Below are 19,155 nucleotides of genomic sequence, written 5' to 3'. Positions count from 1 at the left end.
GAAGGCTGCTTCGTTCACTGCTTCAGCACTTAGTGCGAAACCGCACCGCTGGCACCCAGGCCTGTTTGTGACCGCACGAACTGCGGGTAGAACAAGGCGCGCTCGCCCTCTGCCGCTTTCGACTTGTCGGTGATGGAGAAGAACCAGATACCTACGAAGGCGATGGCGATAGAAAACAGCGCCGGGTATTCGTAAGGGAAAATGGCTTTCTCGTGATGCAGGATCTGCACCCAGATGGTTGGCCCCAGGATCATCAGCACCACCGCGCTGATCAGGCCCATCCAGCCGCCAATCATGGCGCCACGGGTGGTCAGGTTTTTCCAGTACATGGAAAGCAGCAGGATCGGGAAGTTGCAGCTTGCAGCGACCGAGAACGCCAGGCCCACCATGAACGCGATGTTCTGACTTTCGAAGGCAATACCCAGAAGGATCGCCACGACTGCCAGTGCAATGGTGGTGATTTTCGAGATACGGATCTCGTCTTTCTCGTTGGCCTTGCCCGCCTTGATCACGCTGGCATACAGGTCATGGGAGACTGCCGAAGCGCCTGCCAAGGTCAGACCGGCAACCACTGCCAGAATGGTGGCGAAGGCTACTGCAGAGATGAAGCCCAGGAACAGGCTGCCACCGACCGCATCGGCCAGGTGAACCGCTGCCATGTTGTTACCGCCCAGCAAGGCACCCGCTGCATCCTTGAACACCGGATTGGTGCTGACCAGCAGGATCGCGCCAAAACCGATGATGAAGGTCAGAATGTAGAAGTAGCCGATGAAGCCGGTTGCGTACAGCACGGACTTGCGGGCTTCCTTGGCATCGCTCACGGTGAAGAAGCGCATCAGAATGTGCGGCAGGCCAGCAGTACCGAACATCAGCGCCAGACCCAGCGAGAACGCTGAAATCGGGTCTTTCACCAGACCGCCAGGGCTCATGATCGCTTCACCTTTAGGGTGAACCTTGATCGCCTCGGAGAACAGCATGTTGAAGTCGAAGTTAACGTGTTTCATGACCATCAGGGCCATGAACGACGCACCGGACAGCAACATGACCGCCTTGATGATCTGCACCCAGGTAGTGGCCAGCATGCCGCCGAACAATACGTAAAGGCACATCAGGATACCGACCAGTACCACCGCAACCGTGTAGTCCAGACCGAACAGCAGCTGGATCAATTTGCCGGCACCGACCATTTGCGCAATCAGGTAGAACGCCACTACCACCAGCGAGCCGCAGGCGGACAAGGTGCGAATCTCCTTTTGCTTGAGGCGATACGACGCAACGTCGGCAAACGTGTATTTACCCAGGTTGCGCAAGCGTTCGGCGATCAGGAACAGAATGATCGGCCAGCCCACCAGGAAGCCGATCGAGTAGATCAGGCCGTCGTAACCGGAGGTGTAGACCAGTGCGGAAATACCCAGAAAGGACGCTGCCGACATGTAGTCACCGGCAATTGCCAGACCGTTCTGGAAACCGGTGATCTTGCCGCCTGCCGAGTAGTAGTCCGACGCGGTCTTGTTCTTTTTCGACGCCCAGTAAGTGATGTACAGCGTGAAGGCGACAAATACCACGAACATGATAATCGCGGCGATGTTCAGGGGTTGCTTCTGCACTGCGCCCGTCAATGCGTCTGCCGCCCAGAGAGTCGGCGCGAATGCGGCCAGGCCAAGTGCTGCTGATAGGCGCCGGATCATTGCTGAGCCTCCTTCAGGATGGCGTTGTTCAGGTCATCGAATTCGCCATTGGCACGGCGAACATAGATGGCGGTCAGCACAAACGCGGAAAGGATCAGCCCTACGCCTATCGGCATTCCCCAGGTAATGGTTGAAGTCGGGCTCAACTTGGCCCCCAGAATATGGGGTCCGTACGCAATCAAAAGAATAAAGGCCGCATACAGGCCAAGCATGATCGCCGAGAGAATCCAGGCGAACCGCTCTCTTTTGGATACCAGCTCCTTGAAACGCGGGCTGTTTTGAATCGAGAGGTAAATGCTGTCGTTCATTGTTTTTGTCCTCGCAGCACAGATGAGATGTCACGTAACGCACTTTAGTCGGGTCCTGCGCGCACTCCAGACGACCTTAGTATTAGAACGACATTAGCTGTGGATACCTCTTTTCGCACGACCTGAACCCACCGGCAGTCGCTCGCACCAAAAATACTCCGGGGCAGAAAAACAAAAGGCCGTCTGGCGATAACACCAGACGGCCTTGAGAACGGCTATTCAGACACCTTGCGACTATTTGGCAGTCCATGCAGCAACCCGATCCGGGTGCTTGGCTACCCAGTCCTTGGCTGCAGCTTCAGGTTTGGCACCGTCCTGAATCGCCAGCATCACCTCACCGATTTCATCCTTGGATGCCCACTGGAATTTTTTCAGGAAGGCCACGACCTCAGGGGCTTTTTTCTCCAGGCCCAGGCTGCCAACGTTGTCTACGGTTTCAGCCTCACCGTAGACACCTTTCGAGTCGTCGAGGAAACGCAGCTTCCATTTGGCGAACATCCAGTGCGGCACCCAGCCGGTGACGACGATGGATTTCTTCGCCTTCTCGGCGCGGGTCAGCTCGGCAATCATGCCTGCGCCGGAGCTCGCCTGTAGTTTATAGCCGTCCAGACCATAGTCCTTGATAGCCTGATCGGTCTTGAGCATCACGCCCGAGCCCGCATCGATCCCGGTGATCTTCTTGTTGAAGGAAGCATCGGTCTTGAGGTCTTCAATGGTTTTGGCCTTCACGTATTCAGGCACGATCAGGCCGATCTTGGCGTCCTTGAAGTTGGGCCCGTAGTTGACGACCTGATCCTTGTACTTGGTGTAGTACTCGCCGTGGGTGCCCGGAAGCCAGGCAGACAACATCAGGTCGAGCTTGTCGGTGGCCACGGCCTGCCACATGATCCCGGCCGCGACAGATTGCAGTTTGACGTCGTAGCCAAGCTTCTGCTTGATCACTTCGGAGGCCACGAACGTGGTGGCGACGCTATCGGACCAGCCTTCCACATAGCCGATGGTCAGGGTTTTGGTTTCAGCAATCGCCAGCGTGGAGCTGACAGCAAGCACCAGAGCGGCACCCGCCCCCAGTATTTTTCGCATCATCATTGTCGCTTCCCCGGAAGTCTGCACCGACGGTTGTCGGCACTGGTTAACGTTGTTTTCAAGACCGCACCCACGCACGGCTTTGGGGCAAGCTGCGCCCTGCACGTTTTGATCGCTGCCACGCGCAGTGACACGCACCGCAACGCCACCTTGATCATCGACTTGCTGCGCAAGCAGACATGCTCTGTCTGCGACACCGGGGCAACGGGAAACGACAACAACGAGCCATTAGCGACAACGCTCACCTAAAAGCGTCTTGCCCGACCCTGCCTGTACCTTTCAGAACGGTATGCGTACCCGCCCCCCACACACCGATACGATCGTCGTATAGACGCAGGAGATCTGAGGCGCACCACTCTGGCTCATTCAGCAAAGGAAACAGGATGTGTTACCGCAGCCTGGTGAACAACGCTTCGAACGGGTAACACGGAAACATTTTTAATGGCGTCAGGCCCCCATGAGCGACACCAATAATCGTAACCTTATGATTTAAAAGCACTTTAAAAAGTTGGCACAGCTTCTGCTATCTCTCTTGTACAACAAAAACAAGAAACGAAGCGGCAAACCAATAAAAACAAGACGTAACGGCTCTGACATAACAAGAACAAAACGGACAGAGGCGTAGCTAACAGATTTTTTTGGAGTGGATCAGCTTTACAGGGACCTTTCGGTGAAAGGCCTCGCGACCGGACAGAGAACAATAAAACTACCTTCAGGTAGCTCCCGAACCGGTGGGATCACGATGTTGTGCAGACAGGTGATTAAAGCGAGTCAGCGTTCAAAAAAATACGTTTGCTCTTGACCCCGAATGGGGGTCGCCCAACAACGCTGTAAAGGGATTGGCCGCCAACAACAATAACAGGCCGCCCTACAACAATAAAAAGAGCAGGTAAAACACATTGGAGGAGAGCTACGGCTCTCCTTTGTGTTTTTCGTCCCCGACAAGCTGCAGCGTAGCTGGATGTAGCGGCAGTCAGTCCCCCGCTTGCATGATCAAAGCGCGCCAATCTACGCCGCCTGCGAAAAATAAACCGCATAACTGCGTTGCAAAATCCAAAGAACGTGTATTGTTCCGTAATAATTTACACGGTTAACCGGTGGATGCGGCACTTTGGCACTACACCTTGGTCATAGCCTGCGTATCTCATCAGCACTTCTTTCCCAAGGGATTTAGTCATGCTCCGTTTTCTGCGCTTCGCTACCGTTATAGGTGGCTTGTGTTTAAGTGCGTCCGCTCTGGCAACCACCGTCGACTCTGCCACCTATGGCTACCCGCTGACTAATCCGTTTGAAGCGACCATTGCAACCACACCGCCCGATCTGCGCCCCGATCTGCCTGACGATGAAGATATCGATCAGGACGTCTACACCCTGAACCTGCACCCCGAGCGCGAGTTCACCCTGCCCGACAACTTCTGGGCGGTAAAAAAGCTGCACTATCGCCTGGCGAAGCAGGACCACGCTGCCCCGCTGATCTTCCTGATCGCCGGCACGGGCGCGCCTTATAACAGCACCATCAATGAATTTCTCAAGAAGCTCTACTACGGCGCGGGCTACCACGTCGTGCAGCTGTCTTCGCCCACCAGCTATGACTTCATGAGTTCGGCCTCGCGCTTTGCCACTCCAGGCGTATCCACTGACGACGCAGAAGACATTTATCGCGTCATGCAGGCCATTCGGGCTCAGCAGGCGCAACTGCCGGTAACCGACTATTACCTGACCGGTTACAGCCTCGGCGCACTGAATGCCGCCTTCGTCAGCAAGCTGGATGAAACCCGCCGCAGCTTCAACTTCAAGAAAGTGCTGCTGCTCAACCCGCCGGTCAACCTTTACACTTCGATCAGCAACCTCGACAAACTGGTGCAGACCAACGTCAAGGGGATCAACAACACCACCACGTTCTATGAACTGGTGCTGGCCAAGCTGACCCGTTACTTCCGGCAAAAGGGTTACATCGACCTTAACGATGCGCTGCTGTTCGACTTCCAGCAGTCCAAGCAGCATTTGACCAATGAGCAGATGGCGATGCTGATCGGTACGTCATTCCGCTTCTCGTCTGCTGACATCGCGTTCACCTCGGACCTGATAAACCGCCGCGGCCTGATCACGCCACCGAAATTCCCTATCTCTGAAGGCACCAGCCTGACGCCGTTCCTCAAGCGTGCCCTGCAGTGCGACTTCGATTGCTACCTGACCGAACAGGTCATTCCAATGTGGCGCGCCCGCACTGACGGCGGTAGCCTGCTGCAGCTGGTCGATCAGGTCAGCCTTTACGCACTCAAGGATTACTTGCACAGCAACACCAAGATTGCCGTCATGCACAACGCTGACGATGTGATTCTGGGCTCGGGCGATCTGGGCTTCCTGCGCAAGACCTTCGGGGATCGTCTGACCGTTTATCCGTACGGCGGGCATTGCGGCAACCTTAATTACCGCGTCAACACCGACGCCATGCTGGAGTTTTTCCGTGGCTAAACGTCTTTTACTTCTTGCCGCTCTGCTCTGTGCCGGCACAGTCCAGGCCGCTGACGCGGATACCAGCAACAAGGCCCAGCACCCGGCCACTGTGGCACGTCAGACCGATGCTGACGGTTTCACTCAGCCGCTGAAGTCGCTGCAATTCAACCCAGGGCTGGATCAGCGTGAGTTCGAGCGCGCCTCCATTAACGCGCTGGAAGTCTACGACCCGCTGGAATCCTGGAACCGTCGGGTGTACCACTTCAACTACCGCTTTGATGAATGGGTATTCCTGCCGGTCGTGGACGGCTATCGCTACGTCACACCCGGCTTCGTGCGCAGCGGCGTGAGCAACTTTTTCAGTAACCTGGGCGACATCTCCAACCTGCTGAACAGCCTGCTGCAGTTCAAGGGCGAGCGTTCGCTGGACACCACTGGCCGTCTGCTGCTCAACACCACCATCGGCATCGCCGGTCTGTGGGACCCGGCGACCATGATGGGACTGCCGCGCCAGAGCGAAGACTTCGGTCAGACGCTGGGCTTCTATGGTGTTCCTGCCGGCCCTTATCTGGTGCTGCCATTGTTCGGCCCATCGAACCTGCGTGACACTGGCGGCATGCTGTTCGACTACACGGCTGAAAACCAGATCAACTTCCTGAACGTTGCCGAAGTCAGCGACGACCATCCGGAAATCACCGTGCTGCGTGCGGTTGATCGCCGGTATGTCACCAGCTTCCGTTATGGCCAGTTGAACTCGCCATTCGAGTACGAGAAAGTGCGCTACGTCTATACCGAGTCACGCAAGATGCAGATCGCCGAATAAGCGAAACGCAGTAAAAGGACGGCCAGCCGGAGTGATCTTGCTGGTCGTTTTTTTATGGGCACTTTTACCTGCCGGGCCACTCACATTCCTCGGGCACACAGGCCTCGATCCATTTACTCGATCCATTTAACAGACAAAAAAGGAATTTCCATGCGGTCTTTCGGTTTCAAGGCAATCGTTGTGTGTGTCGCACTGGCAGCCTGCCAGAGCATGGTCAGCGTTCAGGCCGCGACCAAGCCCCAAGCCCCTGCGCCTGCTGCCGCTGCGGTACAAAAGGCCTCGCTGCTGGGTGGCAAACTGGCGTTTACCATTCCTGCGGGCTACGTGCAGGGCGAGATGCCCGAGATTGACGCGAAGGCCAAGGCTCAGGGGGTGACGGGTGCGCTCTACACCAATGCCGCTGAAAAGCGCGTGCTGATCGTTACCGAGACGCCCATGCCAATGGGCGTTCAGGCAAGCGACAACGACGGCGTAGTGCTTGATGGCCTGGTCACCGGGATACTTGCCCAGCAGAGTACCGGCTACAAAGACTTCAAAAAGCTGGGTGACAAGAAGATCGTCAAGAAAAACGGTCTGGGTGTACGGCAGCTGGATACCTCGGCGACCATGAGCGACGCCCAGGTTCTGAGCACCTCGATCGTTGCCGCTTCGGGTGCCCGCGCAGCCGTGCTGAACGTGGTCTCCAACGCGAAAAACCCGAAGGAACACGCAGCGCTGGTTAAGGCCGTCATAGGCGAATGATTCGAGCATCGGGTGGCTCTGACCAGTGTGGCTTAATCCACCCGCAACGCCTCTGACAGTCGCTCGACCAGCGCCTGCACCTTGGGCAATGACTCGCGGTTGCGCGGCCAGGCCAGATGCAGCGCCAAACCGTCAGTGGCCAGTTGTGGAAGGATCTCCACCAACTCGCCACGCTGCAACTGCTCCCTGATCAGCCAGGTCGCCAGCTGCGCAATGCCCCACGCCGAAGTCACCGCAGCCACCTGGGCTTCGCCGTTGCCGATAACCAGCCGCGCTTCGACAGCGCGCGCCTCACGCTGCCCTTGGTCGTCAACAAACAACCAGGGGCTGGTGCTGCCATCGCCACGACCAAACAGAATGCACGCGTGACTGGCGAGGTCCTCGAACGTCGTCGGTACGCCGTGGCGCTCCAGATAAGCCGGTGCCGCGCAGAAGATCACCCGTTCGGTGCCCAGGTAACGGTGCGCCACGCCCGCGGGCCAGACAGGCGGACCGCCGATGCGCACGGCCAGGTCGATACCTTCCTCGAGAATGTCGACGAAACGATCAGTGAAGGTTATTCGCGGGCGCAGCTTGTGATGCTGCCCGGTGAGGGCGAGGATCAGTGGCAGCGCGTGCAAACGACCAAAGGTCGCAGGCAGATCGATACGCAATTGTCCGGCAGGTTCTGTGCGCTGCGCCGCCAGTGCGGTTTCGGCAGCCTCCAGGTCGGCAAGCATGCGCGTGCACACAGCGTGATAGGCCGCCCCCTCCTCCGTCAGCGCCAGACTTCGGGTAGTGTGCTCAAACAGACGCATGCCCAGGCGGCTCTCCAGGCGTGCAACGCTTTTGCTGACTGCGGAATTGGTCAGACTCAAGCGGTCAGCGGCTGCCGTAAAGCTCCCTGCATTGGCAACGGCGACAAACGTTTCGATGCCCTTGAGGCGGTCGGTGGACAGCACGTGGATTACCCATTAGTGAATTCAATTCCGCAATGTAATGAATATTTGCCAAAGATAGGAATCCTTTTCTGCAATAAGCTGGCGAACTTATTTTTTCATGGGTTCGTATCATGCCGTCTCTGGAAACTGCCGCCTCCGGCACCAAGAGCGAAAGCTCGACCGGTGCAGGCTTGTCCATCGCGATTCTGGCGCTGGCTGGCTTCGTAATCGTCACCACTGAATTTCTCATCATAGGACTGCTGCCTTCACTGGCCCGCGATTTGGGGATTTCCATTTCTACTGCCGGTTTGCTGGTCACGCTATTCGCCTTCACGGTGATGCTGTTTGGCCCGCCGCTGACAGCCATGCTTTCGCACCTGGACCGCAAGCGTACGTTCATCGTCATCCTGCTGATCTTCGCAGCCTCCAACGCTCTGGCTGCGGTGTCGAGCAACATCTGGGTGCTGGCACTGGCGCGATTCATTCCGGCACTGGCGCTGCCGGTGTTCTGGGGCACCGCCAGTGAAACCGCAAGCCTGCTGGCCGGACCGAAGCGCGCCGGCAAGGCAGTGGCGCAGGTCTACCTCGGTATCTCCGCCGCCATGCTGTTCGGTATCCCGCTGGGCACCGTATTTGCCGATGCAGTGGGCTGGCGCGGCGCGTTCTGGGCGCTGACGCTGCTGTCTGCATTAATGGCTGTGCTGCTGGCGTTATCGATGCCACGCATTGAACCTACCGCAAAGGTCGGCCTCGCCGAGCAGGCAAAAATCCTGCGTGATCCGCTGTTCCTCGCCAACTTGCTGCTGTCCATCTTGCTGTTCACTGCCATGTTCGGGGCTTACACCTACCTGGCAGATACACTGGAACGCATCGCAGGTATCGAGTCGGCTCAAGTGGGCTGGTGGTTGATGGGCTTTGGTGCAGTCGGCCTGATCGGCAATGCGCTGGGTGGCCGTTATGTAGACCGTAGCCCGCTGGGTTCGACCATGGTGTTTGCCCTGCTGCTGGCGCTGGGCATGACCGCAAGCGTACCTGCCGCAGGCTCGATGCCGTTGCTGGCCGTGGTGCTGGTGATTTGGGGCATTGCCCACACAGCGTTGTTCCCTATCTGTCAAATCAGGGTGATGAAAGCGGCACCGCAGGCCCAGGCATTGGCAGGAACCTTGAATGTCTCGGCGGCCAATGCAGGTATAGGTCTGGGATCGATCATTGGCGGCCTGACCATTGAGCATCTGGGCCTGAATGCGGTGGGGTATGTCGCAGCCGTCGTTGCGTTACTGGCCATTGCAGTTGCCTGGATGACCGGGATTCAGAAAAACAAGGCAGGCGCATAAACTGACCTGATGTCACCGGGCAGTGTTTTTGCAAGAACGCAACCACACTGCCCGGTTATTCCAGAGTGCCGCTGGTGGTATGTTTCGTCATATTTTTGAACCTGTTTCCTGGCTGTTTTTGTCAGTTAATTGACTCTAAAACAAGCACCCTCCCAATGTGCAGCTAATTGACACAGCACTGCAAAATGCTCTTCCCATGACACTGGCGAACGCTCAAACTCCAGCCTTTCGGTCAAGGAGTGATGGTTTCTGACCGATTCAAGACGTTATGTTCGGTAAGGAACTATGAGCTCATATCACCGCAAGGGACTGGCATTTGCCAAGCGGATCTACGCGCCGAGATCACTCGGTGTCAGCGTTGGCTTTATTACTGTCGCTGTGTCTTTGTATTACGTGAATGCTGCACACTGGCTTTGGACGCTGGCGCTGCTCAATGCCCTGATCTGGCCGCATGTTGCTTACCAGATTGCGAAAAAATCGCGCGAACCCTATCAGGCTGAATGGCGCAATCTACTCTTCGATTCGTTGATGGGCGGGTTCTGGATTGGCGCGATGGGCTTCAGTGCCGTGCCCAGCGTTACGGTCATCGCAATGATGGCCATGCATAATATGGCTGCTGCCGGGCCACGCCTGATGCTGCAAGGCTTGTGCGCACAGGCGCTGGGGGTGCTGATCTCGCTGGCCGTGCTTAACCCCGCGGTCAATCTGCATGGCAACATGGCACAGATCTACGCCTGCCTTCCCGTCCTGGTGATTTACCCTATTTTCATCGGCTGGATGAGCCATCAGGTCACCCTGAAGCTTTGGGAGCATCGCAACATCCTGCGCAAAATTAGCCGCACCGACAGCCTCACCGGACTGCTCAATCATGGCGCATGGAAAGACCTGCTTGATCTGGAGTATGCAAAAAGCCAGAACCAGCATCAGCAGTGCGTCGTCGCACTGATCGACATTGACCATTTCAAAGTTATCAACGATACCTATGGCCACCTCATGGGCGATACAGTGCTGCAGAACATCAGTGAAGCACTGATGGAAAACCTGCGTGACTCGGATCTGATCGGCCGCTGTGGCGGGGATGAGTTCTGCGTCATTCTGCCGGACACCTGCTTGTTTCAAGCGAGGGAAATCCTGGAGCGCACGCGTCTGGCGATAGATGAAATGACCTACTCTCTGCAGCGCGATCTCAAGGTCAGCCTCAGTATAGGCATAGCCGCCTACTCTCCTGAACTACCGGATGCCTCATCCTGGTTGCACGAAGCAGACAAGGCGCTGTACCTCGCCAAAAGCACCGGTCGCAACTGCGTGGCCAGCGCTCAGGATATGCCGTCAGAGCTCCAGCCACTGAGTGCCGATGCCTGACCGGTCAACGCCGGTTCTTGAACAGAACGTCAAACAGGGATGAGAAGTTCTTGATGCCCATCGCCTTCATGAACGAGTTGCGCATGTCTTCTCGCAGGCTTTCCAGGGTGATTTCCTTGGGTTTTGTGTTTTTTTGAGCGGGGATGCCGGTTTTGTGCCTGTCATCGTTGTCGGGTTTGCGTCTTTCCCCCGAGCGGGTCTCTATGAAATTGTTTTTTATATAAGTGTATCGAGAGAAGTCGCCACTCAGGGGCAATTGTTGATCTTCTCCTTTGGCAGAAAAGCGATTGATCACCTGTTCCAGAAAATTAAAGTCCGGGTGCGACAAAGCGCTATAGTCCTTGTCAGTGAGGTACCCAATAAATTTCTGATCGAGCCGCGTGGTCTTGTAGGCCTCACTCTGTAAAATTCGTTCGGCCGTTGCGGCGTCCCTGTCGGTAAAACGCTGATAGATCGTATAGCCCTCACCATCTCGAGTTTTACCTTGATTGGCCCGCATGCATATTCTGCCATCGTCATTTTCCCGGTAGCGTGCCAGGCTTAATCCCAATGCATCAACATAAGTCAGGTCAGCACCTTGATCTTGAGCCCACTCATAAACGCTGCCAAGTAGACGTCTGTCATCACGATTCAAAAAAGCGATGTCCTGAAGGTTCTTTCCGCACAGGTTTCTACCTAGCATCGGTGCCGCGCGATGGCTATCGGTAATATTGTAAAGCCTTTGCCGCAAAAGCGCGTCTCCACTGATAGACACTGTTGAACCACGATCAACCGATTTCCCTGATAGGGAAAGTGACGGAATTTTATCGTTCAACGAAGCACGACTTTCGTCCGGACGTTGCAGAATCACAGGGAGGCCAGAACTGATAACTCGCATAGTATTCCCTCGCAATAACCCCTGGCAGAACTCTGCCAGGGGCGCTCATCAATAACTCAGATGAAAGGTAACTTTGTTAGCCGCCAGAGGTCGACTTACCGGAGCTGCTCGGGGTGCCTTATGCCGAACAAAAACAGTGGACGCGAAATTAAACCCAAAGCTGTTAAAACTTTCCGTTTCACCGGTCGTTCCAGGCTGGGCAGTCAGGCAACTTATATTGTCCACTCCGTCCAACTGATAACAAATATCGACGACCTCATTCTCAGCAGTCGGAAAAGAGGTTAAATCCCAAGACACCCTTCTAAGCCGAGAATTCGTTGCTGCACCGTACGGGTAGTCGGAGAACCGTAATCGGTGCAAATTTACAGAAGCAGGTGAAGGCATTAACATAATTCTGGGCACTTTCGTGGTCGTAACAGAAAAATCGGCTGCGACACAGTTAACAGAACAGAGCAACAGCATCAGAGGTACTATTTTTTTCATAAAATTTAATCCGTAAGCTTATTGAAGTTAAATTCAAGCCACACGAACGCTTCGATATAAAAGTCGTCGAGCGATCATAATTTTTTACATCAAACCAAGAGCTGAGGACTATAGCGCCCCTCCAAAGTTTTAAATTTCTTTATCATAAAACTTAAAAACACTGCATTACCAAAATGAAAAATTTTTCCTACTCACTTAAATAGTCAGCAGAAATAAAAAGTTAACCTTTCAAACAACACATCAAACAGGGATGAGTTGCATACATCTTCTTGCAGGCTTTCCAGTTTTTTAACGTTGTGCTTTTGCCCTTGGGCGCCCGGACGTTCACGCCTGATAAATCAGGAGGACGAGACAGATTGCTCAATGCCTTTGGCGGCGAACCTGTCAACGAGCGCTTCCATAAAATTAAAACCATTATGCAAACCAGCACCACAGCCTTTACCCGTGATGTATTTTACAAAGTCATGATCAAGCGTTGTGGTATTTAATGCTTCATGTCCAAGAATACGGTAGGCAGTGGCAGCCTCTTTATCGGGTAAACAGCGGACAATCTTGCGCCTCGCTCAACACGTGATTAACCATTGCTCATTTTCATAGCCTGCGTTAGATATAATATCTGACGTACCTTTCTACCGTTTCTGAATACGCGCTCAATCAATCGAAAACTCAAAAGAGGAAAGATTTTCCAACAGCCATGCAGGGGTATGTACTTCAAGCAGTGCGCTAATGGGCTGCTCCATGATCAACTTGCCGTAGAGGGTTTCTTCCTGCTCCAGATGGGCAAGCTGGGTGGCGCGGTAATTGAGCGGATAGATGCTTTTTTCGATCGGCAGTAATCGGTCGAAGTGTTCAAGCAAGCCGTGGAAGACGATTCGTCGCTCGACGGTGTTCCGTGTGGTGGCAATGAGTTTGACGAAGTATTCGCTGTCCTGGTGCCGCAGTGCTTCACCGGCAGTGTAACGCTCGACCAGCGTGTGCAGCGATGCGTCATCGAACACGATGCAGCACAGGTCTTCGCGCAACAGGCCTTTGAACGGGTTGTCGACCGCTGGCCGGCGGCCGTGCAAGCCCAGGATGAACTGCACGGCCTGCTCGGCCAGCCACTTGCGCTTGCGCCCCTCAAGCCGCTCGACCTCTTCGATCAACACGGCCTGGCGTCCATGCGAACGAACCTGTCGGCAGAGCTTGGCAAACAGGCCAACGGGGCCGGAGAGTTTTTTCTGTTGCTCGGCAAGTTGCGTCACCGAAAGTGCCGACTGCCGGGTTGCCAGGCGATGGAAGTCTGTTGTGAGATTCAAACCGGGCCGATGCGGATCCAGCCGCAATGACTGATCGGACTCAGACCGGCCCCGAACAAAACAAACGGTCATGATTGCTCCTTTTTATTCTTAACGGTTTGCCGTAAGGACGGACTTTAGAACCATCTGTTCCGTGCAACCAGATAGCCGACCACCAGAAAGCAACCGTAGTGCAATATTGAAATTATTGACCTTGGGGCACTATCCCGATAACGCTGATCGCCCTGACAAGATGTATTCTGTGACAAGACACATTATGTATGTGCTGACTCGTTGCGCAATCCGACAGATGTAGGGGGTCGGTTATTTTTTCCAGGAAGCAATAAAGAAACACAACGCGCCATGAGCTCGGCACGCGTCTTTACACGGCTCTTTCTTAGTAGCGAGGACACGTGATCGCGAACCGTATAGTCACTGATACGGAGCTGCCTGGCGATTTCCTTGTTCGTACAGCCCTGCAACAGCAGGCCAAGAACCTCTTGCTCTCTCATTGTCACCTCCATGCTACTTCCCCTTGCCATCATTTTGCCCTAGAGCAAATTTGTAGGATGTTTCTTACACACGTCTTCCATGACCTAAAAAGTAAATCGGCACAGAAACCATTTTATTTAGTATTGTTTTTCATTAAACCCAAATAGAAACCAAAATCCTGCCAAAAATAAAGACCTGTGAGAATAATCATAAAGCAATAAACTATCGAAGAATTCTCCTACAGAAAATACAGAACAATTACCTCTATCAATTTAACGAAATCATAAATAACCCACCAGCCGAGACACGTCGGAATCGTGTCAGCCAAGAGCAAAACAGCTCAATAAATAAAAATAATATAGAGGTGCGCAAGATAGACTTGAGCAAACAGAATTACAATCACTTGTTACAATTGACCGCGCCTGACTTGAGGAACTTTCTTGATATTTTTCATTTGCGCAAACCGCCCATATAGATGAGCGGCTGCTTGCGAGAAAGAGGCGCGCCAGCAGAAACAGGCTTGACGCTAACCGTTTCGGCCGGTTGCAATGTCATCTGCCACCACACCCCGGCGCAGGCCGAATACCGCAGCGGTCGTAAGACCCACAATTCCCATGACCAGGCTGTAAAGCACGCAAACCCAGATATTCCAGGGCATCAGCGTAATGAGCAGCAATGGCGTGGTGCTCGCCCAAAAAGCGTAGGCGATGTTGTAAGTGAACGAGATGCCAGACACCCGGATGTTCGCAGGGAACAGTCCGACCATCACCGAAGGCACCACGCCGACAACCCCGCAGGCCAGCCCTGCAATGGCGTAGGCGATCCCCAGCGGCATCCATTGCTGGATGAGGCTGGCGTAAAGCACGCCTATACCCAGCGGCAGCAGCAGGCTGTAGATGATGATGCCGCGCCACGCACCGATGCGGTCAACCAGCATGCCTGCCAACACGCAGCCGATATTGAGGAAGACGATGCCCACCGCACTCAGGGCAAACGTAGTGCTCGCGCTGATGCCGAAGCGCTGCTGCATGACCGTCGGCGTGATTACTACCAGCACGACAACTGCGGAAGTCAGCACGAAGGTCAACAGCGCGGCCGGCAGCAAGGATTGGCGATGATCGCGCAGGACCTGGCCAAGCGGCAGTGTCGGCAGGTTTTCACACTGGGCGTGCATGGCGATGAACACTGGCGTTTCGTTCAGCCAGCGGCGTAACCAGACGCCTACTACGCCGAAAACACCGCCAAGCAGAAACGGAATGCGCCACGCCCAGTCAAGGATCTCACCCGGGCTGAAGACCCTTGCCAGCCATGTTGCGGTCAGCGCACCGAGCAGGTATCCAAACGTCAGGCCGGCTTGCAACACCCCGAGTGCGTAGCCGCGATGCCCCTGGGGTGCGTGCTCTGCCACGAAGACCCAGGCACTGGGTACTTCGCCGCCGACCGCTGCGCCTTGCAGAATGCGTAACGCCAGCAACACCAGTGGTGCCCAGTAACCAATCTGTGCGTAGGTGGGCATGACGCCGATCAGCAGACAAGGCAGGGCCATCATCAGAATACTCAGGCTGAACACCCGCTTGCGCCCCAGCCGGTCGGCAAAATGCGCCATCAGAATGCCGCCCAGCGGGCGTGCGAGATAGCCTGTCACGAAGATCCCGAAGCTTTGCAGCAGACGCAGCCACTCGGGCATGTCGGGCGGGAAAAACAGCTGGCTGAGGGTCAGCGCGAAGAATACGAAGATGATGAAGTCGTAGATTTCCAGCGCGCCACCCAGCGCCGCAAGACTCAGGGTCTTGTAGTCGCCTTTGGTGAAAGGTTGCGGAGTGGATTGAACGATGGCCGTCATGAAGCCCCCGAAACATGGCTGAAAAAAGCGCCTGGCGCTCACAGGGCGCGAAGAATAGCAAAGCTTGCGGGCGCACTGATACGGAGCTGAGGCCTGTAGCGGGAACGATGATCGCAACTATCGTGCGACGCTCTGCGTCGCATGCCGTGCCGGACGCTCCGCGTCCTCTTGACGACGCAGAGCGTCGAGAACTGCATTCCCACGCTGGAGCGTGCGGAACGAGATCGCAACTATCGTGCGTCGCTCTGCGTCGCATGCCGTTTCTGGACGCTCCGCGTCCTCTTGACGACGCAGAGCGTCGTGAACTGCACTCCCACGCTGGAACGTGTGGAACGAGATCGCAACTATCGTGCGTCGCTCTGCGTCGCATGCCGTTTCTGGACGCTCCGCGTCCTCTTGACGACGCAGAGCGTCGTGAACTGCACTCCCACGCTGGAGCGTGTGGAACGAGAATCCCGACGATCGTGCAAACGCTCCGTGCAGTAGAGCCCATCCACTAAAAGTTGACGGTGGCCGACAATCTCGCCGTTCTGGGTGCGCCCATGAATAGGTAGTCGTCACCCAGATACTCCCCGGCATCACGCCAGTAGCGTTTGTCGAAGAGGTTGTCGACGGTCAGGCGCAGGACCGTGTCGTAGCCGCTGATTCGGGTGCTGTAACGGCTGCCGATGTTGAATAGCGCGTAGTCATTGACCTGCACCGTACCTTCACGGTTGGCGTATTTGCTGGCGCTGTATTGCACCCCGCCGAGCAACGCAAGCCCAGGGACCGGCAAGCTGTAGTCGGCTTGCAGGGTGCCACGGTATCTGGGCACGTTAAGGGCTTGGTGATCGTCGTAGGCGTCAGTGCCGCTGCCTTCGACCCGCGCCCGAATGGCCGCCGCACTGGCGGATAGCTGCAGACGATCCGTCAGCCAGCCACTCGCGCCCAGTTCCAGGCCGGTGTTCTTCTGCTCGCCCTGCTGGACGTAGGTAAACGTGCCGTCATCGTTGGGTCTGGAATACTGGTAGGCCTGACGGGCCTGAAACACTGCTGCCGTCAGGCTTATACGCTGCCAGTCATACTTGATGCCCGCTTCCAGTTGTCGAGATACGGTGGGCGCAAGGATTTCACTGGCATTGGTGGTGAACCAGGCAGCTGTCCCGCCCAGCGACAGGCCTTTGCTGTAGCTGGTGTAGAGCGAAAGGTTGTCCACCGGTTTGTAGATCAATGCCGCCTGCGGCAGGAACACGTAACGCTCGGTGTGTCTTGCATCGCTGCCGTCTTCGGTAAACGCCTGCTCGTCGAGCCGCACCTGCCGCCCGCCCAGCACGGTTTGCCAGTGCTCGTTGAAACTGATCCGGTCGGAGATAAACAGCCCGTACTGACGGCTGTCCAGGCGGCGCTCGGTATGGGGCAACGTCAAAGGCGACGGTGCCACCGATTCAGGCGACTCGTTGATCGTGCCCGAGCCGACGAATTCATTGAAGGTCCCGCGCGTATCGACGGTGCGGCGGTAGGCGCTGGTGCCGAAGGTCAGCTCGTGCCCCAGTGATCCGGTAGTGAAAGTACCGGACATTGCCGCTTCGATCTCATCGTTACGCCGCGTATCGTCCGGGCTGCGGAAGTCGTAGATGTCGTAGCCACCCTCGGCGCTGAAGTGGTTGGGCACCGCTTCGGCCGCGCAACTGGCCGAGCCGTAACAGCCCCACGCAAAGGCGCTGTAGTCATCAATGACCACGCGACTGCGCGACGCACTCAGGCTGCCCTTCCAGCTATCGTTGAACCGGTATTCGAAACGCCCGTTCATGTTCAGCGAATCGATGCCCACCGGGTTGGACCAGTTTTGATAGCCCAGCAGCTTGCGTGGCGAGGCGTCGTGAGGCAGCGCCGTACCGCCAAGCAGTTGATAACCGGGCACCGAACGCTGTTCTTTGCTCTGATACTCGACGTCCAGTTGCAGCACGGCGCGCTCACTGATGTTCCAGTCGAAAGCCAGCGAGGCGAAATCGCGTTGGCCGTCGGCGTGCTCGACGTACGAGCGAATGTCTTCATGAGCGAGGTTGGCGCGTAACCCGAACTGCTGTTCGCTGCCGAACCAGCCGCCGACATCAGTCGCGAGGTAGCGCTCGCCGTGTTCGTTGGTAGAGACCGTGACCGAGCGGACATCCTGCGCGCGCCTGGTCTGGTAGTTGATGACACCACCGGGCTCTGAAACGCCGCTCTGCAAGCCGGACAGCCCCTTGAGCAACTCGACCTGCTGCTTGTTCTCCAGCGCCACGTTCTGCTCGCCGGCAATGCTGCGGCCGTTGATGCGATAACTGTTGGCTGCGTTCAACGAGAAGCCGCGCACCACAAAGTTTTCGTAATAGCCTACCGGCGCGTAGCCATCACCGACCGAGGCATCGTTGCGCAACACGTCGCTCAGCAGTTTTGCCTGACGGTCCTTGATCAGCGCTTCGCTGAACACTGAAACCGAGGCAGGCGTGTCCAGCAGCGAAGCCTGATCAACCCCGTAAATCGACGCCCGACCAGCTTTATAGTCGCTGGCACCTTCCTGTTCGCTGAAACCGGTCACGTTGACCGCGTCCAGAGTGAGCGGATCCGCAGCCATTAGCGGCGAGGCAACAGCCATGCCCAACGGTAACAATCGCCAGGCATGACGCATGGCAGGTCGGTAGGGCGTACTCATCGATCAGACTCCGCAAGGACAGGTGCCTGGACAGACGCGATGCACCTTCCGGCAGGGGGCCAATCTTTTACGTTCACCGCCGGTTTTTTTCAACCTTTACGTGACGGTCTGCCTGTAAACGAATGACACGGGAAAACTTTACTTACGAATCGGCAGAGCAAGACAGGCTTGAAACGCATAGCGCACCGGAATAATTAAGCGTGAATTAAGTAAGCGTGGATAATCTGAGTTCAACAAAACCGCTGAACCATTCAGCGTGTGACGAATCCATTAAAACAGATCAATCAGAAAGGAATACACCATGAAACTTATTTCTGCCGTCTTCGCCGCTGTTGCCCTCACTGCTGTTGCAGGTGCCGCCCAGGCCGACGTTGGTCCCGATGAAGTGATCCGCCTTTACAAGTCTCAGGCATTGGGTGACTTTGAACAGTTCAACAAGCAGGCCGTTGCCAAGCACACAGGCTTCACAGTCCACGATACCGAGCTGGAAAAAGAACGCGACGGCCGCCTGGTCTATAAGATCGAACTGAAAGACGCCAAGGGTGTGGAGTGGAACTACGACGTCGATGCCAAGACGGGCGAAGTGGTACGTGACGCAAAGGATAATTGATCCGACTGCCCTAACGGTTAACACAGCAAGAAACCGTAAGAGAATTCCCACAATATTGGACTGCCCCCCGAAAGTTGGACAGTTTTAGCGCGCCGCCTGAGCCCTGTATTTTACGGGGCTCAAGCCGTTTAGCTTCAGCTTGATGCGGTCATTGTTGTAGTAGCGGATGTACTCATCCAGACC

The 19,155-nt window shown here is 55.7% G+C and carries 16 protein-coding genes; 6 read left to right on the top strand and 10 right to left on the bottom strand.

Features of this window, described 5'->3' with window-relative positions; translation table 11 throughout:
• Positions 1-29 precede the first annotated feature (29 nt).
• The 3 genes from RGM3321_RS03070 to RGM3321_RS03060 all read right to left on the bottom strand — a co-directional run bounded on the left by RGM3321_RS03070 (position 30) and on the right by RGM3321_RS03060 (position 3,085).
• Entirely contained in the window at positions 30-1,688 is a 1,659-nt protein-coding gene (locus RGM3321_RS03070; protein ID WP_244391553.1) for a cation acetate symporter, read from the bottom strand.
• On the bottom strand, positions 1,685-1,996 hold the full coding sequence (locus RGM3321_RS03065; RefSeq protein ID WP_002552552.1) for a DUF485 domain-containing protein: 312 nt from the start codon (positions 1,994-1,996) through the stop codon (positions 1,685-1,687). The genes RGM3321_RS03070 and RGM3321_RS03065 overlap by 4 nt, the downstream gene beginning before the upstream one ends.
• Before the next feature lie 234 nt (positions 1,997-2,230).
• Positions 2,231-3,085 (bottom strand): glycine betaine ABC transporter substrate-binding protein, encoded by an 855-nt coding sequence (locus tag RGM3321_RS03060; protein WP_244391551.1) that lies wholly within the window; start codon positions 3,083-3,085, stop codon positions 2,231-2,233.
• A 1,173-nt stretch (positions 3,086-4,258) separates the two neighbouring features.
• On the opposite strand from RGM3321_RS03060, the gene RGM3321_RS03055 reads away from it, so the two are divergent.
• The 3 genes from RGM3321_RS03055 (at position 4,259) to RGM3321_RS03045 (ending at position 7,103) form a co-directional block, all read left to right on the top strand.
• Positions 4,259-5,557, top strand: a complete 1,299-nt coding sequence (locus RGM3321_RS03055; RefSeq protein ID WP_005733991.1) for a serine protein kinase PrkA — start codon at positions 4,259-4,261, stop codon at positions 5,555-5,557.
• Entirely contained in the window at positions 5,550-6,362 is an 813-nt protein-coding gene (locus RGM3321_RS03050) for a VacJ family lipoprotein (RefSeq protein WP_244391549.1), read from the top strand. The genes RGM3321_RS03055 and RGM3321_RS03050 overlap by 8 nt, the downstream gene beginning before the upstream one ends.
• 150 nt (positions 6,363-6,512) lie before the next feature.
• Positions 6,513-7,103, top strand: a complete 591-nt coding sequence (locus tag RGM3321_RS03045) for a polyribonucleotide nucleotidyltransferase (RefSeq protein ID WP_244391547.1) — start codon at positions 6,513-6,515, stop codon at positions 7,101-7,103.
• 32 nt (positions 7,104-7,135) lie between these two features.
• On the opposite strand, the gene RGM3321_RS03040 is transcribed toward RGM3321_RS03045, so the two are convergent.
• Entirely contained in the window at positions 7,136-8,044 is a 909-nt protein-coding gene (locus RGM3321_RS03040; RefSeq protein ID WP_244391545.1) for a LysR family transcriptional regulator, read from the bottom strand.
• A gap of 110 nt (positions 8,045-8,154) precedes the next feature.
• On the opposite strand from RGM3321_RS03040, the gene RGM3321_RS03035 reads away from it, so the two are divergent.
• Together RGM3321_RS03035 and RGM3321_RS03030 are read left to right on the top strand one after the other, a co-directional pair.
• On the top strand, positions 8,155-9,357 hold the full coding sequence (locus tag RGM3321_RS03035; RefSeq protein WP_244391543.1) for an MFS transporter: 1,203 nt from the start codon (positions 8,155-8,157) through the stop codon (positions 9,355-9,357).
• A 285-nt stretch (positions 9,358-9,642) separates the two neighbouring features.
• Entirely contained in the window at positions 9,643-10,719 is a 1,077-nt protein-coding gene (locus RGM3321_RS03030; RefSeq protein WP_244391541.1) for a diguanylate cyclase, read from the top strand.
• A 4-nt stretch (positions 10,720-10,723) separates the two neighbouring features.
• Here the strand turns inward: RGM3321_RS03030 and RGM3321_RS03025 are convergent, their stop codons facing one another.
• The 5 genes from RGM3321_RS03025 to RGM3321_RS03005 all read right to left on the bottom strand — a co-directional run bounded on the left by RGM3321_RS03025 (position 10,724) and on the right by RGM3321_RS03005 (position 18,362).
• Positions 10,724-11,596 carry a hypothetical protein gene (locus RGM3321_RS03025; protein WP_244391539.1) on the bottom strand — a complete coding sequence of 291 codons (873 nt, stop codon included), beginning with the start codon at positions 11,594-11,596 and terminating at the stop codon, positions 10,724-10,726.
• Between the two features lie 1,133 nt (positions 11,597-12,729).
• Positions 12,730-13,449, bottom strand: coding sequence for a hypothetical protein (locus RGM3321_RS03020; protein WP_244391537.1), 720 nt, complete (start codon positions 13,447-13,449; stop codon positions 12,730-12,732).
• Positions 13,450-13,631: 182 nt separating this feature from the next.
• Complete coding sequence (locus RGM3321_RS03015) at positions 13,632-13,901, bottom strand: LuxR C-terminal-related transcriptional regulator (RefSeq protein WP_122269164.1); 270 nt, start codon at positions 13,899-13,901, stop codon at positions 13,632-13,634.
• A gap of 473 nt (positions 13,902-14,374) precedes the next feature.
• Positions 14,375-15,691, bottom strand: coding sequence for an MFS transporter (locus tag RGM3321_RS03010; protein WP_244391535.1), 1,317 nt, complete (start codon positions 15,689-15,691; stop codon positions 14,375-14,377).
• A gap of 496 nt (positions 15,692-16,187) precedes the next feature.
• On the bottom strand, positions 16,188-18,362 hold the full coding sequence (locus tag RGM3321_RS03005; protein WP_244391533.1) for a TonB-dependent siderophore receptor: 2,175 nt from the start codon (positions 18,360-18,362) through the stop codon (positions 16,188-16,190).
• Between the two features lie 301 nt (positions 18,363-18,663).
• Here RGM3321_RS03005 and RGM3321_RS03000 point away from each other — a divergent pair, with 301 nt between their 5' ends.
• Entirely contained in the window at positions 18,664-18,972 is a 309-nt protein-coding gene (locus RGM3321_RS03000; protein ID WP_244391531.1) for a PepSY domain-containing protein, read from the top strand.
• 84 nt (positions 18,973-19,056) lie between these two features.
• On the opposite strand, the gene RGM3321_RS02995 is transcribed toward RGM3321_RS03000, so the two are convergent.
• A partial coding sequence (locus tag RGM3321_RS02995; RefSeq protein ID WP_244391585.1) for an IS3 family transposase occupies positions 19,057-19,155 on the bottom strand: 99 nt, incomplete at its 5' end.

Origin of the sequence: Pseudomonas sp. RGM 3321, assembly GCF_022836805.1 — a bacterium.
Taxonomy (GTDB): Bacteria; Pseudomonadota; Gammaproteobacteria; order Pseudomonadales; family Pseudomonadaceae; genus Aquipseudomonas.
The sequence above is the reverse complement of the archived record's forward strand: the minus strand, read 5'-3'. Positions and strand labels throughout refer to the sequence as shown.

Excerpts from the sequence above, each read along its gene's own strand:
- RGM3321_RS03070 (WP_244391553.1), bottom strand. The coding sequence starts at position 1,688 with ATGATCCGGCGCCTATCAGCAGCACTTGGCCTGGCCGCATTCGCGCCG.
- RGM3321_RS03065 (WP_002552552.1), bottom strand. The coding sequence starts at position 1,996 with ATGAACGACAGCATTTACCTCTCGATTCAAAACAGCCCGCGTTTCAAG.
- RGM3321_RS03060 (WP_244391551.1), bottom strand. The coding sequence starts at position 3,085 with ATGATGATGCGAAAAATACTGGGGGCGGGTGCCGCTCTGGTGCTTGCT.
- RGM3321_RS03055 (WP_005733991.1), top strand. The coding sequence starts at position 4,259 with ATGCTCCGTTTTCTGCGCTTCGCTACCGTTATAGGTGGCTTGTGTTTA.
- RGM3321_RS03045 (WP_244391547.1), top strand. The coding sequence starts at position 6,513 with ATGCGGTCTTTCGGTTTCAAGGCAATCGTTGTGTGTGTCGCACTGGCA.
- RGM3321_RS03035 (WP_244391543.1), top strand. The coding sequence starts at position 8,155 with ATGCCGTCTCTGGAAACTGCCGCCTCCGGCACCAAGAGCGAAAGCTCG.
- RGM3321_RS03030 (WP_244391541.1), top strand. The coding sequence starts at position 9,643 with ATGAGCTCATATCACCGCAAGGGACTGGCATTTGCCAAGCGGATCTAC.
- RGM3321_RS03025 (WP_244391539.1), bottom strand. The coding sequence starts at position 11,596 with ATGCGAGTTATCAGTTCTGGCCTCCCTGTGATTCTGCAACGTCCGGAC.
- RGM3321_RS03020 (WP_244391537.1), bottom strand. The coding sequence starts at position 13,449 with ATGACCGTTTGTTTTGTTCGGGGCCGGTCTGAGTCCGATCAGTCATTG.
- RGM3321_RS03015 (WP_122269164.1), bottom strand. The coding sequence starts at position 13,901 with ATGATGGCAAGGGGAAGTAGCATGGAGGTGACAATGAGAGAGCAAGAG.
- RGM3321_RS03010 (WP_244391535.1), bottom strand. The coding sequence starts at position 15,691 with ATGACGGCCATCGTTCAATCCACTCCGCAACCTTTCACCAAAGGCGAC.
- RGM3321_RS03005 (WP_244391533.1), bottom strand. The coding sequence starts at position 18,362 with ATGAGTACGCCCTACCGACCTGCCATGCGTCATGCCTGGCGATTGTTA.
- RGM3321_RS03000 (WP_244391531.1), top strand. The coding sequence starts at position 18,664 with ATGAAACTTATTTCTGCCGTCTTCGCCGCTGTTGCCCTCACTGCTGTT.